At 72.4% G+C, this 23,311-nt stretch carries 15 protein-coding genes and 1 pseudogene; 4 read left to right on the top strand and 12 right to left on the bottom strand.

Features of this window, described 5'->3' with window-relative positions:
* Window positions 1-164: 164 nt before the first annotated feature.
* Entirely contained in the window at window positions 165-620 is a 456-nt protein-coding gene (locus ACFYWM_RS23940) for a hypothetical protein (RefSeq protein ID WP_389917656.1), read from the top strand.
* Between the two features lie 326 nt (window positions 621-946).
* Here the strand turns inward: ACFYWM_RS23940 and ACFYWM_RS23935 are convergent, their stop codons facing one another.
* From ACFYWM_RS23935 to ACFYWM_RS23895, 9 genes and pseudogenes are all read right to left on the bottom strand, one after another.
* Window positions 947-1,375 (bottom strand): VOC family protein, encoded by a 429-nt coding sequence (locus tag ACFYWM_RS23935; protein ID WP_389917655.1) that lies wholly within the window; start codon window positions 1,373-1,375, stop codon window positions 947-949.
* A gap of 7 nt (window positions 1,376-1,382) precedes the next feature.
* Window positions 1,383-2,375 carry an NAD-dependent epimerase/dehydratase family protein gene (locus ACFYWM_RS23930; RefSeq protein WP_389917654.1) on the bottom strand — a complete coding sequence of 331 codons (993 nt, stop codon included), beginning with the start codon at window positions 2,373-2,375 and terminating at the stop codon, window positions 1,383-1,385.
* Window positions 2,376-2,443: 68 nt separating this feature from the next.
* Window positions 2,444-4,693 (bottom strand): SulP family inorganic anion transporter, encoded by a 2,250-nt coding sequence (locus ACFYWM_RS23925; RefSeq protein WP_389917653.1) that lies wholly within the window; start codon window positions 4,691-4,693, stop codon window positions 2,444-2,446.
* A 72-nt stretch (window positions 4,694-4,765) separates the two neighbouring features.
* On the bottom strand, window positions 4,766-6,370 hold the full coding sequence (locus ACFYWM_RS23920) for a hypothetical protein (protein WP_389917652.1): 1,605 nt from the start codon (window positions 6,368-6,370) through the stop codon (window positions 4,766-4,768).
* Between the two features lie 183 nt (window positions 6,371-6,553).
* Entirely contained in the window at window positions 6,554-7,120 is a 567-nt protein-coding gene (locus ACFYWM_RS23915) for a YbhB/YbcL family Raf kinase inhibitor-like protein (protein WP_389917651.1), read from the bottom strand.
* Between the two features lie 11 nt (window positions 7,121-7,131).
* A pseudogene (locus tag ACFYWM_RS23910) lies at window positions 7,132-7,701 on the bottom strand (hypothetical protein); the annotation flags it as partial.
* A gap of 112 nt (window positions 7,702-7,813) precedes the next feature.
* A complete protein-coding gene (locus ACFYWM_RS23905) occupies window positions 7,814-11,086 on the bottom strand; it encodes a DEAD/DEAH box helicase (RefSeq protein ID WP_389917650.1) in 3,273 nt (1,090 codons plus the stop codon).
* Window positions 11,087-11,410: 324 nt separating this feature from the next.
* Window positions 11,411-12,220, bottom strand: a complete 810-nt coding sequence (locus ACFYWM_RS23900) for an ABC transporter permease (RefSeq protein ID WP_389917649.1) — start codon at window positions 12,218-12,220, stop codon at window positions 11,411-11,413.
* The gene (locus ACFYWM_RS23895) at window positions 12,217-13,203 is read right to left on the bottom strand and encodes an ATP-binding cassette domain-containing protein (protein ID WP_389917648.1); all 987 of its coding nucleotides are present in this window, start codon (window positions 13,201-13,203) and stop codon (window positions 12,217-12,219) included. Before ACFYWM_RS23895 ends, ACFYWM_RS23900 begins: the two co-directional genes overlap by 4 nt.
* Before the next feature lie 243 nt (window positions 13,204-13,446).
* On the opposite strand from ACFYWM_RS23895, the gene ACFYWM_RS23890 reads away from it, so the two are divergent.
* Together ACFYWM_RS23890 and ACFYWM_RS23885 are read left to right on the top strand one after the other, a co-directional pair.
* Window positions 13,447-14,055, top strand: a complete 609-nt coding sequence (locus ACFYWM_RS23890) for a PH domain-containing protein (RefSeq protein WP_389917647.1) — start codon at window positions 13,447-13,449, stop codon at window positions 14,053-14,055.
* A 560-nt stretch (window positions 14,056-14,615) separates the two neighbouring features.
* Entirely contained in the window at window positions 14,616-16,343 is a 1,728-nt protein-coding gene (locus ACFYWM_RS23885; RefSeq protein WP_389917646.1) for a PH domain-containing protein, read from the top strand.
* 82 nt (window positions 16,344-16,425) lie between these two features.
* Here the strand turns inward: ACFYWM_RS23885 and sepH are convergent, their stop codons facing one another.
* From sepH to ACFYWM_RS23870, 3 genes are all read right to left on the bottom strand, one after another.
* Window positions 16,426-18,261: a septation protein SepH gene (gene sepH / locus ACFYWM_RS23880; RefSeq protein ID WP_389917645.1), complete on the bottom strand. Its 1,836-nt coding sequence runs from the start codon at window positions 18,259-18,261 to the stop codon at window positions 16,426-16,428.
* Between the two features lie 729 nt (window positions 18,262-18,990).
* Window positions 18,991-20,304 (bottom strand): D-arabinono-1,4-lactone oxidase, encoded by a 1,314-nt coding sequence (locus ACFYWM_RS23875; RefSeq protein WP_389917644.1) that lies wholly within the window; start codon window positions 20,302-20,304, stop codon window positions 18,991-18,993.
* Between the two features lie 150 nt (window positions 20,305-20,454).
* Window positions 20,455-21,615, bottom strand: a complete 1,161-nt coding sequence (locus ACFYWM_RS23870; RefSeq protein ID WP_389917643.1) for an MFS transporter — start codon at window positions 21,613-21,615, stop codon at window positions 20,455-20,457.
* A 155-nt stretch (window positions 21,616-21,770) separates the two neighbouring features.
* Between ACFYWM_RS23870 and ACFYWM_RS23865 the strand changes: the two genes are divergently transcribed.
* Complete coding sequence (locus ACFYWM_RS23865) at window positions 21,771-23,231, top strand: lytic murein transglycosylase (protein WP_389917642.1); 1,461 nt, start codon at window positions 21,771-21,773, stop codon at window positions 23,229-23,231.
* Window positions 23,232-23,311 lie beyond the last annotated feature (80 nt).

The following is a 23,311-nucleotide window of genomic DNA, read 5'->3' as shown; positions in this document are numbered from 1 at the left end:
CCGTCAGGCGAAAAATGTCGCTGCGTCAGGCGTCGTACGGAAAAACGAAGCCCGAGGGCCGTGACGGTACCCCGCATGCGGGGACCACGCAACGCCCGCACGGGCGGGAGATCTTCGTGCCCGATCGGCTGAGAATGCGGGGGAAACGGCTCTAACATCCCAGCATGAACAGCGACTTCGACTTCCTGCACGGCACCTGGGACATAGACAACCGCAGGCTCCTCAAACCGCTGAGCGGGGAGGACGAGTGGGAGGAGTTCCCCAGCGTCGCCGTCTGCCACGGCTTCTTCGACGGCGCGGGCGTCTTCGACGAGATCACCTTCCCCACCAAGGGCTTCAAGGGGGCGTCGATACGGACCTTCGACGTCGCGCGCGAACTGTGGGCGATCTACTGGGTCGACAGCGAGACCGGGGTCATGCACAGCCCCGTCTTCGGCAGGTTCGCCGACGGCAAGGGCGTGTTCCACGGCGACGAGACCCGCGACGGCAGGCCCATCCGGATGAGATACACCTGGTCGGAGATCACGCCGACCTCGGCCCTGTGGGAGCAGGCGTTCTCCGCGGACGGGGAGAAGACCTGGGAGACCAACTGGACGATGAGGCACACCCGCCGCGCGTGACACGGGCCGGGGAGCGGTCGGCGTCGGCCTGGTGAACGCGGACGGACACCCGCCACGTGTGACGCGGGGTGGGGAGTGATCGACGTCAGCCTGGTGGACGCGGACGAACACCTGCCGCGCGTGGCACGGATCGGGGAGCGGCCGGCGTCGGCCTGGTGAACACGGACGGACACCCGGCGCGGGGCCCGGGTGGGTGGAGGGCGGAATCGGCCGCCCTCCACCTCCGGCCCTGGGAGCGTGGACCGCCGTCCGGCATTCGGGGGACGGAGCCGGACAGCGATGAATCTATGCGTCCACCAGCAGGATGTATGCGTAGAAATGCATGCTTACTGCAGGCAGAACTCATTGCCCTCGGGGTCGGTCATCACCGTCCAATACTCGCCGTTCTCCTCCGCCGTCCGCACCTCGACGGCGCCCAGGGCGACGAGCCGCCCCACCTCCGCCTCCACGAGCTTGCGGCGCTCCTCCAGCGGCGTGTCGGACGGGCCACCCACGTTGACGTCCAGGTGGACGCGGTTCTTGGCGGTCTTGCCCTCGGGCACCCGCTGGAAGTAGAAGCGGGGCCGCCCCTCGGCCGGGTCGACGATGGCCGACCAGTTGGAACGCTTCTCCTCGGGGATGCCCTGGGCGTCCTCCCAGGCCTCCCAGCTGTCGAACCCCTCGGGGGGCGGCTGGAGGCGGTAGCCGAGGGCCTCGGCCCAGAAGGCGGCGAGCGACGGCGGATCGTTGGCGTCGAAAGTGATCTGGATCTCCATGGACCCCCTATGCCCACTCGGCGAGGATTCTGGCCTCCTTCCCGGGATCGATGCCGTGCCTGCCGAACGACCGCTCCGCCGGGGGGACGTCGCGCAGCCACGCCCAGGTGTCGCGTACGGTCTCGGCGACCGGGCGGCAGGTCAGCCCGGCCGCGAGGGCCTTCGCCGACGACGGCAGCCAGACCGCGGCGAAGTCGGCGTCGTCGGGGGCCCAGATCGGGAACTCCGTCCACGGCTGCACCTCCCGGTCGAGCAGGAACCGGTCGTCGACCCAGACGAACTCGGCGTCGGAGCCGGTCACCGCGCGGCACTCGGCCAGCCAGCCGCCGTAGGTGATGTTGCCCGGCACCCCACTGGCGAGGAACCGGTCGGCCTTCCCGGCCTCGGTGCGGTCGAGGACGAACGCGGCGAGATCGCGAACGTCGATGACCTGCATCGCGCGGCCGGGGTCGCCCGGCGCCAGGACCCGCCCGCCCCGGGAGATCCGGTCCAGCCACCAGGGCAGCCGGCCCACGTTCTCGTACGGGCCGAGGATGAGACCCGGCTGGATGATCAGCGCCTCACCCTCGAAGCCCTCCTCCACCGCCCGCTCGCACCCCGCCTTGAGCGCGCCGTACTCGCCGTCCTCCGGCCCCGCGTCCGGCGCGCACTCGAACCGCGGCGAGCTCTCGTCGCACTCCTTCGCGGGGAAGTCGGCGATCGCCGAGATGCTGGAGATGTACGTGTAGACGCCCGCCCGGCCGTTGAGCCTGCGCACCGACTCGCCGACCAGCCTCGGGACCCTGCCGATCACGTCGATGACGGCGTCCCACTCCCGGCCCTCCACCAGGCGGTCCAGGTCGGCCGCCACCCCGCGGTCGCCCCTCACCGCCTCCACGCCCGGCAGGTCCACCCCGCTGAGCCCCCGGTTGAACGTCGTGACCTCGTGCCCGCGCCGCAGCGCCTCCTCGGTGACCGCCCGGCCGAGGAAGACCGAACCACCGATGATCAGGATTCTCATGACGCCTCATCCTGGGCGCCCCGCCGGTGGATGACCACAGGCTTTCACCCGTGGCGCAAGCCATCCGCTCACAGCGGACGGCTCGTGATCGGAGGATGCTCCAGCAGGTGCACCCGGGCGGTGCCGATGTCGAAGTACATGCCGACCAGCTCCAGGTGCCCGGCGCGGAACAGCCGGTCCACCTGCGGGTAGGTCCGCAGGTTCTCCAGCTGCTGGATCACGTTGACCCGGCACAGGCGGTCCAGCGGCCCGTCGTCCTCACCGGCGCTCTCGCCCGCGATGAACCGCGCCAGGGTGTGGTTGCCGTGGCGCATCCAGCGGCCGAACGCGGGCAGGCCCGCCGCCTGCTCGCCCCCGCTGAGCAGCGCGGCCATCGCCCCGCAGCCCGAGTGCCCGCAGACCGTGATGGTGCGGACGTTGAGCGCGCTCGTGGCGTACTCGATCGTCGCCGCCACCGAGTCGTCCGCGGGCACCGACCCCAGCCGGGGCACCAGGTTGCCGATGTTGCGGACGGTGAACAGGTCGCCGGGGCCGCTCGCGGTGATGAGGTTCGGCACGATGCGGGAGTCGGCGCAGGTGATGAAGAGGTGCGAGGGCTCCTGCCCACGGGCCATGTCGTGCAGGAGGGGACGGACCAGCGGCGCCGTACGCCGGTGGAACTCCCGCGCCCCGGCCAGCAGGTCGGGCACGGCGGGACTCTCCTCGCGGGGCGCGTGCCGGGCGGCGACCGGCGCCCGGCCGCCCGGCCGCCGCCCGTTGCGCCGGTGGGACCAGGGCAGCCACCACCGGTCGGGGGCGTGGGGCGGCGTCTTGGCGGGGAGCACCCGCACCCCGCTGGCCGCCATGGCGTACCACTCGTCGTGGATCTCGTCGATGTTCACGGTCCCGCCGGCGCGTTCGTACTCGTTGCGCCAGTCGTGGATGGCCTCGAAGGCCGCGTTGTCCATGAAGTCGATGTTCAGGTCGAGGTCGACCGCGGCCCTCGCGGGGATGGCCCGCAGTTCCGAGGTGAGCGTGGGCACCCCCAGGAAGGTCAGAGAGCCGGCGATCACCACGTGCCAGCGGCCGTCGGGCTCGGCCATCGCCCGCACGGTCACCCGGGTGAGGCGGCGCAACGCGAACAGCGCGGCGAGACCGAGGCCGACCAGCACGCCCTCGGCGAGGCCGAGCAGCACCACCCCGGCCATCGTGACGACGTACACCGGGACCTCGCTGTGGCCGCGCAGGTTGCGCAGGTGCCCCATGTTGACCATCTGCACGCCGATGAAGACCAGCAGCGCCGCCAGCGCCTCCATCGGGATCAGCGCGATCATCCACCCCAGCCCGACCGCGAACAGCAGGATCCAGACCCCGTGCATGATCGTGGACCAGCGGCTGCGGGCCCCGGCGCGGACGTTGGTGGTGCTGCGGACGATGACCCCGGCCACGGGCAGCCCGCCCAGCGCGCCGGTCACCATGTTGGCCACGCCCTGGCCGGTGAGCTCCTTGTCGAGGTCGGAGCGCCTGCCGTCGTGCAGCTTGTCGACGGCCACCGAGCACAGCAGCGACTCCACCCCGGCGAGCAGGGCCACGAGCAGCACCGCCCCGATGATCCCGTGCCAGTCGCCCTTGGGCCACACGGGGGCGGCCCAGGAGTCCAGGCTGGCCGACAGGTCGATCCGGGTGACCTCCCAGCCGAGCGCCCAGGCGGTCACCGAGGAGGCGAAGAGGGCCGCGAGCGGCGCGGGGAGGTTGCGCAACTGCTGCGGCAGGCGGGTCCAGGCGATCAGGACCGCGATGGTCAGCAGGCCCACGAAGACCGCGTGCGTGTGGTTGTGGATGATCTGCTGGGGCAGCTCGATCAGGTTCTCGATCGCCGAGCGCTGCGGGCTCCCGCCGAGCACCACGTGCAACTGGGACAGGGCGATCACCACGCCCACCCCGGCCAGCATGCCGTGGACCACGGCGGGGGAGACCGCCAGAGCCGAACGGGCGACCCGGCAGACGCCCAGCAGCAGCTGCAGGGCGCCCGCGAGCAGAGTGATCATGCAGGTGGCCCGCCAGCCGTACGTGGTCACGAGGTCGGCCACCACCAGGGAGAGCCCGGCCGCCGGCCCGCTCACCTGGACGACGGAGCCGCCCAGGAAGCCCGCCACGACGCCGCCCACCACGCCGGCGATGAGCCCTGCCGCCAGTGGCGCTCCCGAGGCGACCGCGATGCCCAGCGAGAGGGGCACGGCCACCAGGAAGACCACCAGGGAGGCGGGCAGATCATGCCGCAGCACGGAGCCGAGGCCACCCGCTGTCAGAACACCGTCGCTCTTCGTGTCCGTCTCCATGGGGCAGACCTTACGGTGCTGCCCCTCGCCGCCCGGGCGTTTACCGGAGGCTTTTACGGAGGACGGAAAGAATCAGCGGTAATAGTCGGGGTAATCGGGCTCCTGGGCCGCCCGGTGGTGGTTGCCCCGCGAGCTCGCCCGGCCCCGCGCGTCGGTGCCGGTGGACGCCGGCTCGGGGGCCGGTGCCGTGCCGTAGAGCTCGCCGTAGCTCGGCCAGCTCGCCGCGTCACTCCCGTTGGGGGTGCCGGGCTCCGGCCACGCGGCCGGGCTGGCCGGGGTCGCCGGACGGGGCTCGTAGCCGTATCCACCCGGCGCCCCGCCTCGCGGGTCGGCCGGACGGTCGGGGGTGGGGGGGAGGGTCCGGGAGGGGCCGGTCGAGGTGGAGACCGCCGGGCTCGGGCCGGTGATCGCGTCGTCCTCGATGGTGGCCCAGCCCGCGCTGACCTCGTACGAGCCGGTGGTCGGAGCGTTGTAGACCGGCGTCTGGTACGAGGAGTAGGACGGGCCGGGATCGTCGAGGATGTCGGCGGTGTTCGCCGCCGGCCAGCCCCCCGACGAGGGGTTCGTGGCCTGGGCCCACGGGTTGTCCGCCACGTTGCCGGTCTTGGGCGGCTGCGGCTGCGGCGGGGTGCGGTAGGAGGCGGCGAGCGGGTCGGGTGCGGCCGCGGCGGGGAAGCCGCCGCTGGTCGTCGGCCCCATGGGGGGCATCGGGGCGCCGCCGTTGCCGGGACGGGCGCCGGACGGGCCGGGGCGGGCGCCGGGGGCGCCGTTGCCGTTCGCCGGGGAGGCGGCGCCGGGCCGGGAGCCCGCGGGGGAGCCCGCGCCACGGCGGGGGTAGGAGCCGCCGAGCGGGTCGTTCAGCGGGTCGGGCCGGGACGGTCCGCCCTGGGCGGACCTGGACGAGCCACCCTGGGCGGGCCGGGGCGGGCCGCCGTTGCCCTGGGCGGGCTGGGCGGACGGCTGCGAGGGCGTCCTGTTGCCGCCGCGACGGGAGCTCGCCCGGGACGGGCGGCTCTCGCCGAAGGCGCCGGGAGTGGGAGCCGCGAAGGTGACGGTCTTCTGCTCGGCGAGCGAGGCGGCCGTGGGAGCCGGGTTCGGCTGGACCGGGGCCACCAGGTCGGAGAGACCGGAGGGCAGCGAGGAGGAGGCGATGGCCGGTTCGGGGGCGGGCCTGGCCGGTGTGGCCGGGGGCCGCTGCGGGGTGCCGCGGGACGGCTGGGGCCTGGTCGGCAGCGGAGCCTGCACGGTCACCGCGTCGGCGTCGACCTTCTGGTCGTCCTGCTCGACGGGACGGCTGGCGCCCATCCGAGCCGCCAAGGACCCTCCGAAACCGCCCTCGTCGGCCTGGAGCCGCGTCCAGTAGTCGTCGTCATAGTCGTCCACCTGGCCGAACTCGTTCAGCCCGCGCTTGCCCCGGGAGCTCGGCGGCCGCGGCTGGCGCGGTGGCTTCGGCTCGTCGAACGGGGTCAGGTCGGGGGTGAAATGGTTCATCTTCGGTTCTCTGGTGGCGAAGTCGTCGCTGGACATGGTCGGAGTCAGCGCCTCCTTCTCCGCCATCTCCCGCAGACGCTCCGCGGGGAGTGCGCTCTCCCTGCGGTTCATCGACCGCATCCCCAGTGCCACGACGACGAGCACGAGGAGCACGACGGCGACCAGGCTTACTACGACCGCGATCATTGCACCACCCTCAAGGCCATGGCCTTACAGCGGCGCCGGTGAGGTCGCGCGGCCATCGACGCGACCTGCCCCCATGCATCACCTGCGCTCGGACATTGGATCTGATTGTGTCGGACCACTATGAGCGTTGTCACACCCTAAGTGAAGAATTGGTAACCATTACTACCTCCGGTGTTTGGGCGGTCACTCGATGTGCGCCGCGGTGAGCCGCCCCCAGGCGATCGTCTTGTCCGCGATGTTCTTCAAGGTCACGTCGAGGAGGGCTCCCTTACGAAGACCGACCTCGCCGTCCAGCGCGTAGACAGTGAAACGATAGTTCTCCTGGGCGTCGCACGGAGGGCTATAGCCCACCTTGCCGCTCGTCGTGCTTCCTTCCACGGCTCCCACCGGGACGCTACCCTCCGGTAGCTCGTTCGTGCGCGGATCGATGTCGAAAACCACCCAGTTCACCTCGCCGCCCGTCCGGGAGTTGTTGTCCACCACGATCGCGACGGACTTCGTTCCCTCCGGCACGCGAGACCAGCGGAGCGGCGGGTTACCGGCCGAACCCTTGCACGAGTAGTCGGACGGCAGGGGGCCACCGTCCCTGACCTGAGGGCTGGAGACGCTGATCGGCTCCAGCTGCAACCGCTCCGTGGAGGCCATGCCGTTCGCCATCCCGCAGCCTGAGGACATGACGACCAGCGCCGCGGCCACCGCCACTTTCGGGGTGTGCCGCGGGCGGCGCGTAGACGTTTTCGGCTGCCCCATGCCCGATGATGCTACGCGGGTCTGGAAGATGTGCAGACCGGATCGCGAGGTTCTGCCGCAGGGAAAAAGACGGAAATGAGGGGAAATCGAGGGGCGGAAGGGGTTGGAGTGATTTCCAAAACGAGTTTCGCCGCCCACGGCTCGCCCCCCGTCAACCACTCGTTCACCGCCTCGTCCCTCCATGACCCGTCCATGCCACGGTGAGGTTCCGGGGGCCCCGGGGCCGTCCGGGACGCGCGAGGCGCCGGGAACCACGGGGTTCCGCCGGGGAATGGACGGGTCATGGGAGTCGCGAGACCTGGAAGCCGGAAGGGCTTGGGAACGCTTCGGGAGCGGGAGCGGCGGGCCCGAGGTCTCAGTCGCCGCCCAGCTCCCGGTAGGGCTTCCTGAGCAGGTCGACCAGCGGGATGTGCCGTACCTTGACCGCGGGCGGCTCCAGGACCCGCAGCAGCAGGTCGGCCGGGGCCCCGGTGGTGTCGGGCCGGGGCCGCAGGCGGTTCAGCGAGACGGCGGGGGAGTAGAAGTCCTCGATCCGCTCGTCGAAGGTCGGCTCCTCGGAGGTCGGCTCCTCGGGGGCTTTCTCCTCGAGAGCTCGTTCCTTGAAGGTCGGTTCTTCGAAGGTCCGTCCGTCCGACGGCTTGCCGCCGGTCCGAGTGTTGGTCCGTCTGCCGGCCCGCTCGCCGTTCGCGTTGCTCATGAGACGGCCTCGGAGCCGAGCCGGAACAGTTCGCGGAGCTGGTCGGTGGACAGGTCGGTGATCCAGTCCTCGCCGGTGCCGACCACGCTCTGGGCGAGTGCCTTCTTGCGTTCGATCATCTCGTCGATGCGTTCTTCCAGGGTGCCCAGGCAGATGAACTTCCTGACCTGGACGTTCCTGTTCTGGCCGATCCGAAAGGCCCGGTCGGTGGCCTGGTCCTCCACGGCCGGGTTCCACCAGCGGTCCAGGTGGACGACATGGGTGGCGGCGGTCAGGTTCAGGCCGACCCCGGCCGCCTTGAGCGAGAGCAGGAACAGCATCGGCTCCTGGTCGTGCTGGAAGCGTTCGACCAGTTCGTCGCGTCTGCGTTTGGTCAGTCCGCCGTGCAGCCACAGCACCGGCCGGTCCAGGTGGGCGGCCAGGTAGGGCTGCAGCAGGGCGCCGAACGCGGCGTACTGGGTGAAGACCAGTGCCTTGTCGCCTTCCGCGACGATCTCCTCGGCCAGTTCCTCCAGCCGGGCCAGCTTGCCCGACCGTCCGGCCAGGCGTGAGCCGTCCTTGAGCAGCTGGGCCGGGTGGTTGCACACCTGTTTGAGCTTGGTCATGGTCGCCAGCACGTTGCCCCGCCGCTCGATGCCGGTGGAGGCGTCGATCTTCCCGAGCATCTCGCCGGTCACGGCCCTGTACAGCTCGGCCTGCTCCGGGGTGAGCGTGCACCAGACCTTCATCTCCTGCTTCTCCGGCAGGTCGGAGATGATCGAGCGGTCGGTCTTGAGCCGCCGCAGCACGAACGGGCCGGTGGCCCGCTTCAGCGCCGCGGTGGCGTCGGGGTCGCGGCGGGTCTCGATCGGCTCCTGGTAGCGCTTCCTGAACCGCCTGGCCGGGCCGAGCAGGCCGGGATTGCAGAACTCCATGATCGACCAGAGCTCCGCGAGGTGGTTCTCCACCGGCGTGCCCGTCAGCGCCAGCCGGGTGCGGGCCGGGATGGAGCGCACCGCCCTGGACTGCTGCGCCGAGCTGTTCTTGATCGCCTGCGCCTCGTCGCAGACCACCCGCTCCCACCCGAGCCCCGCGAGCGCCCCCAGGTCCCGGAGTGCGGTGCCGTACGTGGTGACGACCAGGTCGGCCTCCCGCACGGCGGCGGCCAGCTCCTCGTCGCGCCTGCGCGTGCCGCCGTGGTGGACGTGGACGCGCAGCGACGGGGCGAACCTGGACGCCTCCTTCTGCCAGTTGCCGAGCAGCGACATCGGGCAGACCAGCAGTGTCGGGGCGGGCGTGCCGGTCTCGCGCTCGGCCAGCAGGAGCGAGAGGGTGGAGATGGTCTTCCCGAGGCCCATGTCGTCGGCCAGGACGCCCCCCAGGCCGAGCCCGGACAGGAAGCTCAACCAGGACAGGCCGCGCTCCTGGTAGGGGCGCAGGGATCCGCGTAGCGCCCGAGGCGGGGTGACCGGGGTGAGACGGCGGTCGGCCTCGCCGGACAGCAGATCGCCGAGGAGGCCGTCCGCGTCGACCGCGATCAGCGGCAGCGTCTCGTCACCGCCCTCCACGACCTCGCGGATCACCTCGCCGACGGTCCTCTCGCCGCCGCCGCGCTGCTCGATCACCTTCAGGGCCGCCTTGACCTGCTGGTCGTCGAGCTCGACCCACCGGCCCCTGACCCGTACCAGGGGGATGCGCAGCCCGGCCAGCCCGGCCAGTTCCTCCGCGCCGATCGTGTGACCGGCGACGGCGACGTCCAGCCGGACGCTCACCCGCCCGCCCAGACCTTCGCCTTCGCTCCTGCCGTCGCCGCCGAGCGTGCGGGTGGTCAGCTTCAGGCCCAGCCCCTGGCGTCCGGCCCAGGCAGGCAGGCGTACGCCGTATCCCGCCGCCCTGAGCACGGGCGCGCCGTTGCGGAGGAACGAGAACGCCCACGCCGTCTCGACCGTCAGGGCGACCGGCTCGGGGGCGCGCAACGCGACGTAGAGGTCGGGATGGAGGCGCACGGCCCGGCCGAGGTCGGCGCGGATCAGCTCCTCGGGCCGCTCGGGCAGCCACGGCGCCCGCTCGCCGGCCCGGATCCGCTCGGCCGACAGGTAGCGGGCGGGCTCGCGGCCCTCACGCCCCCGGCCGTTCCCGCCGCCTTCGTGTTCCCGGTCTCCCGGGTGTTCGTCTCCGCCTTCGCGCTCCCGGTCTCCCGGGTGTTCGTCTCCGCCTTCGCGCTCCCGGTCTCCCGGGTGTTCCTCGCCGCCTTCGCGTTCTCGCTCGCTCGCGTGCTCCGCGTCGCTTATGCGTTCCCGGCCTTCCGCGTGCTCCCCGCCGCCTTCGTGTTCCCGATGTCCCGGGTGTTCGCCGCCGGAGGTGGCGTCCAGGTCGTCCGCGGGGGCGAGGCCGAACTCGACCCTCCAGGAGTCGCCGTCGCCGGCGGGCTCGATCAGCCGGAAGCAGACCCTGACCGGTCCGCCCAGCTGGTGTGCCGAGTCGAACCAGCCGGTCAGGGCCTCGCCGAGCGCCTTGACCTCGTTCTGCCGCGCGCCGGGGAGCGAGGCGTCCTCGCCGGTCAGCGCGTACAGCCAGCGGTCGGGCAGCGCGGCCTTGGGGCCGGGACGGTTGCCGAGGATCAGGCGGGCGGGCAGCGACAGCCGCGCCGCGCCGTCGACCAGGCCGTTCAGGAGCTCGTCCAGCACCTCCCCCGGAGGTCTCTCGCGCCCCGCCGTCCTGCACACCGGCGGCATCGCGCCGATGAGACCGGGCAGCGCGGCCAGGTCGGCGCCGGTCAGCACCGGGCGCCAGCGGGCCGCGTGGACGTCGCCCTCGGCGACGAGCTGGGGCAGGATCCGGCCGCGCCGGACCAGGCCGCGAGCGTGCTCGGCGACCACGGCGAGGTAGCGCAGCGAGAGGGCGGGCTCCCACGCGAGGTCGTCAGTGTCCCCGGCGTCCCCGGCGTCCCCGGCGCCACCCGCGTTCCCGGCGGTGAGACCGGTGGAGACGGAGCCGGCGTCCGGCAGGGAGCCGAGCAGGCGGAGCGCGTCGGCCGGACGGAACAGCAGGCCGGGAACCCGCCAGGCGGAGATCCTCGGGCTCCGGGCCCGGCTCGCCAGGCCGGACTCGGGAGAGGGCAGCGGGCCCGACGCCGAACCGGGGAGCAGGAGAACCAGCTCCCCCTCGACGGCCGTGGTGTCCGTCAGGACCGTGACGCTCCCGGCGCTCGTGACGTCCGGGATCCACGCGACGGAGGGGGCGCCCGTGGCGACGGGGACACCCGTGACGGCCCCCTGATGGGCCCTCACGCCCCTGTGAGGCCCGCCCGCACCTCGGGGGAGGACCCCACCCGAAACTTCGCTCAGAGGCTCATTCGGGGCTTCTGTTGGTAAATCACTCGAAATTGGCAAATCGCCCGAAATGCCACTGAGGGCGGTGGTCAGCGCGGCCGTGGACGCCGCGAAGGGGTGCGGGCGCAGGGCGGCACGGGAGACGGCCGTGGGGGTTTGGGCGGTGTCCTCCGCCCAGACCCCCACGAGCCCGTCCACCCACACGCCATGGACCACGAGCACGTGACCACCTCTGGTTCTCCGTCATGCGGCGGGCGCCCCCCGGCCCGGCCTGCCGACAGACTAGACGTGGCTACGGAATGCCCGGATCGCCAGCGGGGCGAAGACCACCGCGAAACCCACGGCCCACAGCAGCGAGAAGAAGGTCGCCTGGCCGACGTCGCCGCCGATGAGAAGGCCGCGGATGGCGTCCGCCAGATGCGTGACCGGGTTGATGTCCGACCAGGTCTTCAACCAGGACGGGAAGGTGGCCGAGGGCACCAGCGCGCTGCTGGTGAAGGTGAGCGGCATCATCGTGGAGAAGGAGATCATCTGCACCTTCTCCGGGCTGGAGGCCTTCAGGCCGATCAGTACCGACATCCAGGACATGGCCAGGGCGACCACGACCAGCAGGGCCAGCGCGCCCAGCAGGCCGAAGACGCTGGTGGTCACCCGGAAGCCCAGCACCATGCCGAAACCGATCAGCAGGGCGAACGCCCACACCTGCTTGACGGTGTCGGCGATGATGCGCCCCGACAGGGGCGCGGTGCGGGCGATGGGCAGGCTGCGCAGCCGGTCGAAGACGCCCTTGGTGATGTCGGTGTTGAGGCCGATGGCGGTGGACAGCGTGTAGAACAGGGCGTTCTGCACGAGCAGGCCGGGCAGGGCGAACTGCAGGTAGTCGCCGGTGGACCCGGAGATGGCGCCGCCGAAGACGTAGGTGAACAGCAGCAGGAACATGATGGGCTGGATGCTCAGATCGAGCAGCTCCCACGGGTTGTGCTTGATCTGGACCAGGCTGCGCCAGGCCAGTGTCATGGTCTGCTGCAGCGTGGCCAGGGGGGTGACGCGCTTGGCGGCCACCTGCGGGATGGTCGTCGTCAGCGTGGTCATGCGAAGGTCTCTTCCTTCTGGGAGGTGGCCTCGTCCTTGGGGGCGCTCTCGTCGTCCGGCAGGCGGCCGGTGAGGGACAGGAACACCTCGTCCAGGCTGGACTTGCGCAGCGCGAGCTCCGAGGCGACGACGCCCTGGTCGTCGAGGAGGCGCACGATCGCGGGGACGGCGGCGGGGTCGTGGACGGGGGCGGTGGCCTTGCCCCCGCTGAGGTCGGGCGTCTCGCCCAGCACGTCGGCCATGACCTTGCCCACCAGGTCGAGGTGCTCGGCCTGCAGGGGACGGACCTCCATGACCTGGGCGCCGGTGGCGGCCTTGAGCTCGTCGGAGGTGCCGGAGGCGATGACCTTGCCGTGGTCGAAGACGACGATGTCGTCGGCGAGCTGGTCGGCCTCCTCCAGGTACTGGGTGGTGAGCAGCACCGTGACGCCGTCGGCCATCAGGCCGCGCACCACGCTCCACAGCTCGGTGCGGCTGCGCGGGTCGAGCCCGGTGGTGGGCTCGTCGAGGAAGAGCACCTGGGGGCGGCCGACCAGGCTGGCGGCCAGGTCGAGGCGACGGCGCATGCCGCCGGAGTAGGTCTTGGTGGCACGCCCGCCGGCGTCGGACAGGTCGAAGCGCTTCAGCAGCTCGTTCGCGCGGGCCCGGGAGTCGGCACGCGTCATGCCCAGCAGGCGGCCGATCATCATCAAATTCTCGACGCCGGTGAGCATCTCGTCGACGGCGGCGTACTGGCCCGTCAGGCCGATCAGCGAGCGCACCTGGTGCGCCTGGCGCGTCACGTCGTAGCCGCCGACGCTGGCGGTGCCGGCGTCGGGACGCAGCAACGTCGCCAGGATGCGCACCGCGGTGGTCTTGCCCGCCCCGTTGGGGCCCAGCACGCCCAGCAGCCGCCCCTGCGGCACGACGAGATCCACCCCGTCGAGCGCGCGGGTCTCCCCGTAACGCTTCACCAGACCCTCGGCCTGGATCGCATCTGTCATCGTTCGCACCTCTCCGTAATCTTCGGGCCTCCAGCATGCCCTGCGCCCCCGACACTTTCGGCGTCCAGCCGGGGGAGAGGGGAAGAAGCGCGGACGGATCACCGGAGAACGGCCGGACGGGAGCCGCCGTCCCGGGGCGCCCCGTTCACGGGGTCGCGGCGCCGCCGCCTCCGGTGCCCGCGGGACCTCTTTCCGTGACGCGGCCGGAGCGCCCGCCGGGACAAGAGCGTTTAGGCTGACAGCGTGAGCGACCGAGCCGATGAGCACAGCGCCGCCTCCGAAGAGGCCAGGGTGGCCGGTCTGCCGGGTGAGCGCCACGCCGGCGTCCCCGGCCGCACCGGTGTCTCCCTGCGCGCCCCCGCCAACCCGGTCTCCCGCAAGGCCATCGCGTTGTGGTTGCTGGAAGGACTGTTCTGGTCCGTCGTCCTGGTCGGGGGCACCTTCTTCCTGGCCGGGTGGATCGAGGACGACCGGTGGTCCTGGCTGCCCGGGTGGGCGCTCGACAACATCGGGTGGCTGCCGTGGCTGATGGTGCTGCTCCTGATCCCCGGCACGCTCGTCGAGCCCTTCTGGCGGTACGCCGTGCACCGGTGGGAGCTCAGCGGGGACGTCGTCTACGCCCGTTCCGGGTGGCTCAGCAGGGAGTGGGTGTTCGTTCCCGTCAGCAGGATCCAGACGGTCGACAAGGCGCAGGGCTGGTTCGAGCGCATGCTGGGCCTGGCCACGGTCGAGATCCGCACCGCCTCCCACGCGGGCTCGTCCACCATCAAGGGTCTTGAGTACCAGATCGCCGCCGAGCTGGCCGAGGGCCTCGCCCGCCGCGCGGAAGAGCTCAGGGACGACGCGACGTGACCGAATCCTCCGACCAATCACCGGCCGACCGTCTGTCGGGTGACCGTCCACCGGGTGACTACTCACCGGCCGACCGTGCACCGGCTGACCACTCAGCGGGTGACTACTCACCGGCCGACCGTGCACCGGCTGACCACTCAGCGGGTGACTACTCACCGGCCGACCGTGCACCGGGTGACCACTCACCGGCCGACCCTCCACCGGATGACCGTCCGGCGGGTGACCGCTCACCGGCCGAGGCCGCCTCTGACGGGCATCCACCGGTCGACCGTTCACCGGATGCCCGCCCGGCCGGACCCGCTCCCGGAGGGCATCGGCCGGTCGGGTCCGGTCCGCAGGCGGGGCCGGGCGGCCCCGAGGTGGGCGGATGGACCGCCCCAGACGGTGACACGCCGGATCCTTCTGGTGGCGGACCGGCTTCCCATCCCGTCCACGGTGGTGGCGGACCGGCCTCCCAATCCGCCCAGGGCGTCGGCGTGCCGGGTTTCCCGCCTGTCCAGGGCGGTGGCGCGCCGGGTTTCCCGTCCGTTCACGGTGGTGGCGTTTCCGGTACGGGAGCCGTGCCGGAAGCGGGGGCCGCGCGGGGAGGGGTCCCGATCCCGCCGGGGGAGAGGACGCCGACGGAGAGGCCCCTGCGGCTCAGCCCGAAGGTGCTGCTGACCGACCCGATCCGGATGCTGCCCTCGCTCCTCCTGCCGCTGGCCGGTGTCCTGTTCCTCGGAGGCTTCTCTCTCGGATCGTTCGGGTGGGCGGCGTCGGCCGTCGTCGGCTCCGTCGTGTTCGCGGCCGTGCGCTGGCTCACCTTCACCTATCAGATCGTCGGCGACCGGCTGGAACTCACCCGGGCGCTGATCAGCAGGTCGGTGCGGACGATCCCGCTGGAGCGGATCCGCGGCGTCGACATCAGCGCCCCGCCGCTGCACCGCCTGCTCGGCATCGCCGTGCTGCGGATCGACACCGGCGCGGGCGGGGACGAGAAGCAGGAGGGCGAGCTCGACGGGGTCACCGTCGAGGAGGGGGAGCGGCTCAAGGCCGTGCTGCTCTGGCACGCCCGCGCCCGGACGGCGAGACGTGTCCAGGCGCGCGAGGCCGCTTCGGCGACGGGCGCCGTCCCCGGTCCCGATCCCGGTCCCGACGAGCTCACCGCCGACGGGTCCGGCACGTCCGGCGCGCCCGCAGGAACGCGGGAGGTGGCCGCCGGATCCTCCGCTCGCCACGAGGTGGGCGACACCACCCCCGATCAGGTGTTCTTCGTGATGCCGAGGAAGTGGCTCGCGTACGGTCCCCTCTCCGGCGCCTACCTGCTGACCCCGTTCGCGCTGGTGGCCGGTGCCGTGGGCCTGGCGTTCCAGTGGGGCAGCGAGCTCAGGATCGACAGGCGGCTCGTGGTGGGCGCGGGGGAGTGGATCTGGGAGCACCCGCCCCTGCTCATCGCGGCCGGGGTGCTGCTGCTCCTCGCCATGCCGGTGATCGCCGTGATCATGTACGCGGTGTTCAACTGGGACTTCACCCTCCGAGCCGGCGAGGGATACCTGATCGCCGGGCGCGGCCTGATCACGCGCAGGAGCGTGTCGCTGGAGCGGCGCAGGGTGCGGGGGTTCGAGTTCGTCGAGGGGCCCGCCGAGCGCCGGGCGGGGCTCGGCCGCGCGTGGGCGATCGTGACCGGTCTCGGCGACTCGGAGACCCGGGGCCAGCTGATGCCCGTGGCCCCGAGGGACATCGTGCTCGGCGTGGTGGGCGAGGCGATCGGCCCGATCGCCACCGGACTGCGGCCGCACCCGCCGGCGGCGCGCAGGCGCAGGCTGTTCCGGGCGATCTTCCCGTGGCTGGTGATCGCCGCCTGCGCGGTGACGGCCGCCCTGCTGTGGTCCGGGTTCTGGTGGGTGCTCGCGGTGCCCGCCCTGCTCCTCGCTCTGCTGGGCGTGCCGCTCGGCCTCGACCGCTACCGGTCCCTCGGCCACACGTACGACGGGAGCCGCCTGTCGGTCCGGTCGGGGTCGCTGCGGCGCTCCCAGGCGGTGGTGGAGGAGCGGGCAGTGGTCGGCTGGACCCTGAGCCAGACCTGGTTCCAGCGGCGCGCCGGTCTGCTGACCGTGACCGCGGGCGTGGGGGCGGGCACCGGCGGCTACGCCGCCGTCGACGTCGGCGAGGCCGAGGGGCCCGCCTTCGCCGCCGAGGTCACTCCCGCCTGGATCGCCCCGTTCCTCGTCCCGGGCGCTCCTGCCACACCAGGACCCTCTGTCCTACCAGGAGCCCCTGCCGCTCCGGACGCTCCCGGGAACGGCTGACACCGGACGCCCTGGAAATCGCTGACATACGGCGAGGCGGGGACGACCGGTGTCCCGGTCACCCCCGCCTGGCGCGGTGCGGTCAGTCCTGGCGGCGGGCGCCGAACATGATCTCGTCCCAGGTGGGCACGGACGCGCGCCGTCCCCGGGACTTCTTGGCAGGCCGCGCCGGAGCCGGTGCCGGCTTCGGCGGCTCCGCGGGCTTCTCCGCCGCGGGCTTGTCGACCTTGGTCTCCTGCATTGCCCCCGTGTCCCCCTGTGTCTCTTGCCTGCCCGGCTCGGCCTTGGCCCGCTCGTCCACGCTGACGCGCGCCGCCGGTACAGCTATCGAACCCTCCTGGGCCGATCCGGTCTCCGGCGCGGCCTCGGAGGCGGGGGTCTCCTTCGCCGCGACGGTCTTCTCCGCTTCCGCGGGAACCCGCTCGGTGGTCTTCTCGGCGGCGGGGGGACGCCGGTCGGCGGGATCGGACGGCGGCGCGGCCGGAGCGGTCTCCGCCGCCTCCGGCGTAGCCTCGGCGGCGGGCGGCTCGGCGACCTCGGGGGTCTTCACGACCTCCGAGGTCTCCGGCGTCTCCGCCGTCGCGGGCTTGGCCACGGCCTCCGCCGCGATGACCGCCTCCTCGGGAGGAGCGGCAGGTCCGTGCTCGGGGGCGGGCTGCGAAAGAGCCTTTTCCCCCTGCTCGGCGGGTCCGTGCGTGGCGGGCGCCGGTTCGGGCGCGCTCGCCGCGGGAGATTCGGCCGCCGTCGAGGGGACGGGCCGCGGCACGACGGGTGCCGGGGGCTCCGGCTCCGAGGCGGCGGGCTCGTACGCGGCCGGTGTGACCGGTTCGTACGCGGACGGCTCGTACGTGACGGGCTCGTGCGCGACCGGTGTGACCGGCTCGTACGGGGACGGGGAGGAGGCGAGGGGCTCGGGCAGCACGGGCTCGGGGGGCCTGACCCGCGTGACGGGATCGGAACCCTGGGCCGCGGGGGCGGCGGGCTCCGGGGACCTCTCCGGCTGGTATCCGGCCGGGTCGGGGGCGCGCAGCGGCGGCACCGACACCCTCGGCGCCTCGTATCCGGCGGGCAGCGGGGGCATGGGCGGCTGCTGGTAGGCGGCCGGGGCCGGTGAGGGCGCAGAGGGCACCGATGGCGCCGACGGCGCGGGTGCCGCCGGAGGCGCGGCGGTCTCGGCCTGCGCGTAGGCGGGCCGGGGCTGGGCCGGGGTCTCGTGCCGCAGGACCGAGGGGAAGGCCACCGGCGGCTGGTTCAGTGGCTCGGGCGCCAGCGACGGCACCGGGGCGAGCTTGGCCACGCGCGGCACGAACGGCGTGACCGTGGTGTCCTCGAACGCCTCGACCTCCTCGCCGCTGGACAGCCGCAGGGCCTCGTCGTCATGGGGCGTGATGTGGCGCCGGCGCGGGTCGAAGAGCCACTCGGCGTTGCGTGTGTGACCGTTCCACACGAACCCGAGCTTGATGCGCCACATGTTGTCGTCCCGCTTGGCGGAGTCCCACTCGATCTCGTCGGCGGGGACGCCACGGCGGGTCAGCCGCTCGGCGACCAGGTCGCCGAGGGTGGGACCGGGAGCGGAGTCGCCGGGCAGGCGTACGGCGCAGCGCTGCGCCTGCTGTGCCATGTACTCACGTTCCTGGAGCACGGGGCCCTCGAACCATCGCACGCGCTCGACCGGGATTCCCGCCGTGTTGGCGATCTCCTCCGCGGTCTCGCCGGCACGGATCCGGGCCTGGATCTCCTTGGGGCGCAACGGACTCTCCACTTCGATCTCGTACTGGCCGAGACGGGAGAAGTTGCCGCGGACGGCAGCACGGAGCCGGTCGTCGACGGGCAGCGTGAACCGGGTACCCCGGCCGGCTGTCGCCAGCACGAGATAGGTCCCGTCCTCACTCACCGCGACGAGTCGGAGCTCCTGCATGCGAGTCCCTTCGTCGTCGTGCTCAATCTTCCCCCGGACCCTTGAGTCTCTCGCGTGTGCCGGTTGCCTGCCAGCACCGTACCCGGCATGTCCGAACATCGCCTTCCTGGATGGGGCTCGCAGCGATGTGACGCCGGTCACATTTGCTCCATTCATCTAATTACAGGGCACCGGGCTGGAGCAGCAACTTCGGGGTCCTCAAGGAATTCTCACGGATAACTCCGGGAACCGCTGCGGACTTCCACCAAGAACCGGGAGATGGCGGTGAGGCCGGTCCGCCGGTCCGGGCAGGGTATGCCGCGATCGCGGCGTTGTGCGGGGGCCGGTCGTCGCGGTCTGTGACGAGGTCTGTGACGAGGTCCGTGAGGACGGGACGCGGCGGCGGCTGGCATGGACGGCGGGAGAAGGTCATCTCCAGCGGACTCCCTCGGGGTCGAGCGGCGCGGGCGTCTGCGAATCTGCCCCTCGCGCGCGTCCGGGAACGGCGGGACACGCGGGCGTGTCACTCTTCGAGCGAGCCTTTGCGCCACCCTTTACCGAAAGCTGGCGAGAAGCGGCCGATTCGGGGGAACGGGGCCGTGCGTCCAGGGGCGGCCAGGGGCGGCCAGGAACGGCCGGGGAATCGGCGCCGAGCCGTCTCAGGCCGCTACGAGGGGGTGGCCGGGGAAGAGCGGAAGGCGCCGTCGGCCGCCGCGAGAATGTGGCCGGGGGAGACCGGCGCGCCGTCCCTCAGCCCAGGACGGTGTCGAGATGGTCGTTGGCGAAGACGCGTCCGGGGTCAAGGACATCGCGTACCGCCAGGAAGTCAGCGAAACGGGGATAGACCCGTGCCAGGTAGGCCGCGTCGCGGGTGTGCAGCTTGCCCCAGTGCGGCCGGCCTCCGAGCCTCGTCATGATCTCCTCGACGCCCTCGAAGTAGGCCGGGTTCGGGGTCGGCCGGTAGACGTGGCAGGCGAGATAGGCCGAGTCCCTGCCGTAGGCGGTGGACAGCCAGGCGTCAGAGGCCGGGGTGACCCGCACCTCGACCGGGAAGGTGATCTTCCAGTCGCGCCGTTCCACCAGGTCGCGGACCTCGCGGATGGCCTGGCCGAGGTGCTCGCGCGGGATGGCGTACTCCATCTCCAGGAAGCGCACCTCCCGCACGCTCGTGAAGACCCGGTACGAGGCGTCGGTGTGGGTCGAGGCCGACAGCGTCGCCGCAGAGAGCGCGTTGAGACGGGGGATCGCCCCCGGGTAGCGCCCGCCGACGCCGCACAGCGCGCCGAACAGGGTGTTCTCCAGGAAGTGGTTGTCGAGCCAGTGCCTGAACGCGCCCGGGGGCCTGGCCGGTCCGGGGGCGCGGTTGTTGCGCTTGGTCAGGCAGGTGTCGGTGTGCGGCAGCCAGAAGAAGTCGAGGTGCTCGTTGCCGGTGACGAGCGTGTCGAGGGAGCCGAGGATCGCGGTCAGCGTCATCGGTTCCCGTACGTTGCACAGCAGGAAGGCGGGCTCCACCCGGAAGGTGACCGCGGTCACCACGCCGAGCGCGCCCAGGCTCACCCTGGCGGCGTCGAACAGGTCCCGCTCGGCCACCCCGCGGATCTTCCCGTCGCCGTCGCCGCGGACCGTGACGATCTCGCCGTCGGCGAGCACCATCTCCAGCGCCAGCACCTGGTCGGCCATCCCGCCGACGTCCCTGCCGGTGCCGTGGGTACCGGTCTGGATGGCCCCGGCCACGGTCTGGGCGTCGATGTCGCCCATGTTGGCCAGGGCCAGGCCCCTACGGTGCAGCTCCCGGTTGAGCGCGCCGACCGTCGTCCCGGCCTCGGCCGTCACCCAGCCGTCCCCGGCCTCGCGGATCCCGGTCAGCGCGCCGGGCCGCAGCAGGAGGCCGTCGGTGAGCGCCACCGGGGTGAACGAGTGGCCGGTGCCGGTCATGCGCACCCGGCGGCCCGCCGCGGCGGCGTCCCGCACGGCCCGCGCGACCTCCTCGGCGGAGGAGGGCGTACGGACCTCCGCGGGGGTGGCGGACTGGTTCCGGGCCCAGTTGCGGAAGGTCTCGCCCATGGTCACTCCTGCCCCGCGGGCGGCACCCGGCCGTCCGCGGGCGCCGACGCCCCCGGGCGCGGGGGGTCTCGCCCGCGATCAGGCGGGCCACCGCCGGTTCACGTTCGGTTCACGTTCGCGTTCGCCAGCGAATATGAACGATACTCACGATCACTGCTGGGCGACAGGGGTTCGCAGCCACGCGGAGCCGCCGACGCCGACCGTCACGGCCAGCAGGGCGCAGGCGAAGGAGAACCCGTAGGCGTTGGAGGCGCCGAACGCGTCGGTGAGCCTGCCCCCCGCCCACGCGCCGGCCGCCACGCCGAACCCGACCGAGGTCGAGATCCACGACATGCCCTCGGTGAGCAGGCTCGCCGGGACCAGCCGCTCGGTCAGGCTGTAGCCGGTGATGATGGTCGGGGAGATGGCCAGCCCGGCCAGGAACAGCGCGCCCGCCATCACCCTGAGGTCGTCGATGAGCATGATCGGGGTCAGGCCCACCGCGAACACCCCGAGCGAGCGGACGAACCTGCTGCTCAGCGGGATGCTCCACCGCCGGGCGCCGTACCACAGGCCGGAGACCAGGCTCCCCCCGGCGAACGAGGCGAGCAGCAGCCCGGCCACGGGCTTGGCGCCCCGCTCCTCGGCGAACGCGACCGTGATCAGGTCGACCGAGCCGAACACCGCTCCCATCGCCAGGAAGGCGCACGACATGAGGGCGACGCCGGGGATGGTGATCGGGGTGCCCGACCGGGTCTCCCTGGGGCGGACGGGCGGTTCCGTGCCGCGCTGCAGCGCGAAGGCGATCGTGCCCACGACCGTGCAGGTCAGGGCCACGATCAGGCCCGCGTACGGGTTGACCATGGTGGCCAGGGCGGTGACCAGGGCGGGGCCGCCGACGAAGATGACCTCGTCGGCGACCGACTCGAAGGAGAACGCCGTGTGCAGCCTCGCCGACCCGGCCAGCAGGTGCGACCAGCGGGCCCGCACGAGCGAGCCGAGCGAGGGCGCGCTCAGGCCCACCGCGACGCCGGTGGCGAAGAGCGTCCAGTAAGGGGCGCCGTGGTGGGCGCAGAGCATCATGCCGGTCAGCGCGGCGCCGTGCGTCAGGACGAGCGGGACGACTACTCTGGCCTGGCCGAACCTGTCGACCAGGCGCCCCGACAGCGGGGCCGCGACGGCCAAGGAGACGCTGACGGTGGCCGCGACCGCGCCCGCCGTCGCGTAGGAGTCGGTGAGCGCCTCGATGAGCAGAATGACGCCGATGCCCAGCATCGACATGGGCATCCGCCCGAAGAACCCCGCGACGACGAAACCCTTGACGCCGGGCATGTCGAAAAGCCCCCGGTACGGCCCGACCACCGATGAACCCCTAGCTGCTCTGCGCGCGTGGAACACGCCGACGATTTCGCACAGAACCGCTGATCGGCAAGTGATTTTCCGGGCAACGGCTCACGACACGGTCCATTGGAGCTAACGTGAGCGCGGTGTCACGTCTTCCCGGGTTGCGGTTGCTCGTCCCAGTAGCGGTGGTCATGACCGCTCTCCTCGCCCTCGGCGGCGTCGCGCTCGCGGTGATCAACGCCGGTCGCCCCGTCGCTCCCGCGACCTCCGGCGAGAGCGCCGTCGTGGAGTCACGCATCCGGGACCTGTCGGCGATCGCGCCGGTGGCCGACCCTCCCGCGGTCCCGGTGGGCCCCGCGGACCTCGGCTCGGGCCTCGACCCGAATCCGGACGTATCAGCCGGAGACAACCCCGACCCGCAGAGCCCCGACTCCCAGAGCCCTGACCCGCGCAGCCCCGACCCGCAAAGCTCTGATCCGCGCATCCCCGACCCACGCAGTCCTGACCCGCAGGACCCTGGCCCGCAGGATTTGGGCCCGCGAGATTCCGTCTCCCAGGGGCCGACCCCCGGGCCCGGAACCGGGGAATCCCCGGAGCCGGGCGCGACGGGTGCTCCCGGGCTCGTCTCCACCCCGCCCCGGCTGATGGTCATCTCCCCCTCGACGCTGACCGAGCAGACCAAGGAGGACATCTCCCGGCTCAAGCACGTCCAGAAGATCGACTCCTTCGACGGCGGGGCGGTGAAGGTGTCCGGGGTCGGGCTCAACCTCATCGCGGTCGATCCGGCCCGCTTCCGCGCGTGGGCCCCCAGGGCCGTCGCCGAGCAGCGGAGGATCTGGGACGCCCTCGCCAGGGGGGAGTTCGTCGCCGACAACTCGGCGGCGCGCCGCCTCGGTCTGGTCCTCGGCTCGGAGTACCAGGTGGACGGCGGCCCCCGGCTGCGGGCCGCGGCCTCCGCCGGGTTCGGCCTGCCCGGCGTGGACGGCATCGTGGGGGAGGAGACCGGCCGCAGGCTGGGCCTGCTGCCCGGCGTGGCGCTGCTCGTGCACAGCTCGGAGAGGGCCGCCACGGTCCTCAGGACACGGGTGGGCAGGCTGCTGGGCCCGGGTTCCCAGGTGGTCGCCGTCGGCGGCACCCGTACGGCGAAGACCGCCCCGGAACCCGCCGCCGCGGAGACGACCGCGAAGGCCGGCATCGGCCGGGTGCGGCAGGCCACGGTCGGCAGGCCGGGCAGCTACCTGGAGCTCTACCGCAAGGCGGCCGGGGTCTGCCCGGGGCTCTCCTGGACGGTCCTGGCCGCGATCGGCCAGGTGGAGAGCTCGCATGGGCGCAACAACGGCCCCTCCTCGGCGGGCGCGCTGGGACCGATGCAGTTCATGCCCGCCACCTGGAAGGCCTACGGCGTGGACGGCGACGGCGACGGGGTCGCCGACATCTGGAACCCGTACGACGCGGTCCCCGGCGCGGCCAACTACCTGTGCGCCAACGGGGCGGGCCGGGGTGGCAAGAAGCTGGAGAAGGCCATCTGGTTCTACAACCACTCCTGGTCGTACGTCGCCAAGGTCATGGGCATCTCCCGCGGCTACGCCGCCGCCTACCCCTGAACCGCCCGCGACCGACCCCGTCCGTGACCGGCCCCGTCCGTGACCGGTCGCGCTCCCGCGTCCGCACGCGCCCTGTGATC

It is taken from the genome of Streptosporangium sp. NPDC002721, from assembly GCF_042888905.1.
GTDB lineage: Bacteria > Actinomycetota > Actinomycetes > Streptosporangiales > Streptosporangiaceae > Streptosporangium.
This window is presented reverse-complemented; position numbering and strand designations above follow the sequence as displayed.

Excerpts from the sequence above, each read along its gene's own strand:
- ACFYWM_RS23940 (WP_389917656.1), top strand. The coding sequence starts at position 165 with ATGAACAGCGACTTCGACTTCCTGCACGGCACCTGGGACATAGACAAC.
- ACFYWM_RS23935 (WP_389917655.1), bottom strand. The coding sequence starts at position 1,375 with ATGGAGATCCAGATCACTTTCGACGCCAACGATCCGCCGTCGCTCGCC.
- ACFYWM_RS23930 (WP_389917654.1), bottom strand. The coding sequence starts at position 2,375 with ATGAGAATCCTGATCATCGGTGGTTCGGTCTTCCTCGGCCGGGCGGTC.
- ACFYWM_RS23925 (WP_389917653.1), bottom strand. The coding sequence starts at position 4,693 with ATGGAGACGGACACGAAGAGCGACGGTGTTCTGACAGCGGGTGGCCTC.
- ACFYWM_RS23920 (WP_389917652.1), bottom strand. The coding sequence starts at position 6,370 with ATGATCGCGGTCGTAGTAAGCCTGGTCGCCGTCGTGCTCCTCGTGCTC.
- ACFYWM_RS23915 (WP_389917651.1), bottom strand. The coding sequence starts at position 7,120 with ATGGGGCAGCCGAAAACGTCTACGCGCCGCCCGCGGCACACCCCGAAA.
- ACFYWM_RS23900 (WP_389917649.1), bottom strand. The coding sequence starts at position 12,220 with ATGACCACGCTGACGACGACCATCCCGCAGGTGGCCGCCAAGCGCGTC.
- ACFYWM_RS23895 (WP_389917648.1), bottom strand. The coding sequence starts at position 13,203 with ATGACAGATGCGATCCAGGCCGAGGGTCTGGTGAAGCGTTACGGGGAG.
- sepH (WP_389917645.1), bottom strand. The coding sequence starts at position 18,261 with ATGCAGGAGCTCCGACTCGTCGCGGTGAGTGAGGACGGGACCTATCTC.
- ACFYWM_RS23875 (WP_389917644.1), bottom strand. The coding sequence starts at position 20,304 with ATGGGCGAGACCTTCCGCAACTGGGCCCGGAACCAGTCCGCCACCCCC.
- ACFYWM_RS23870 (WP_389917643.1), bottom strand. The coding sequence starts at position 21,615 with ATGCCCGGCGTCAAGGGTTTCGTCGTCGCGGGGTTCTTCGGGCGGATG.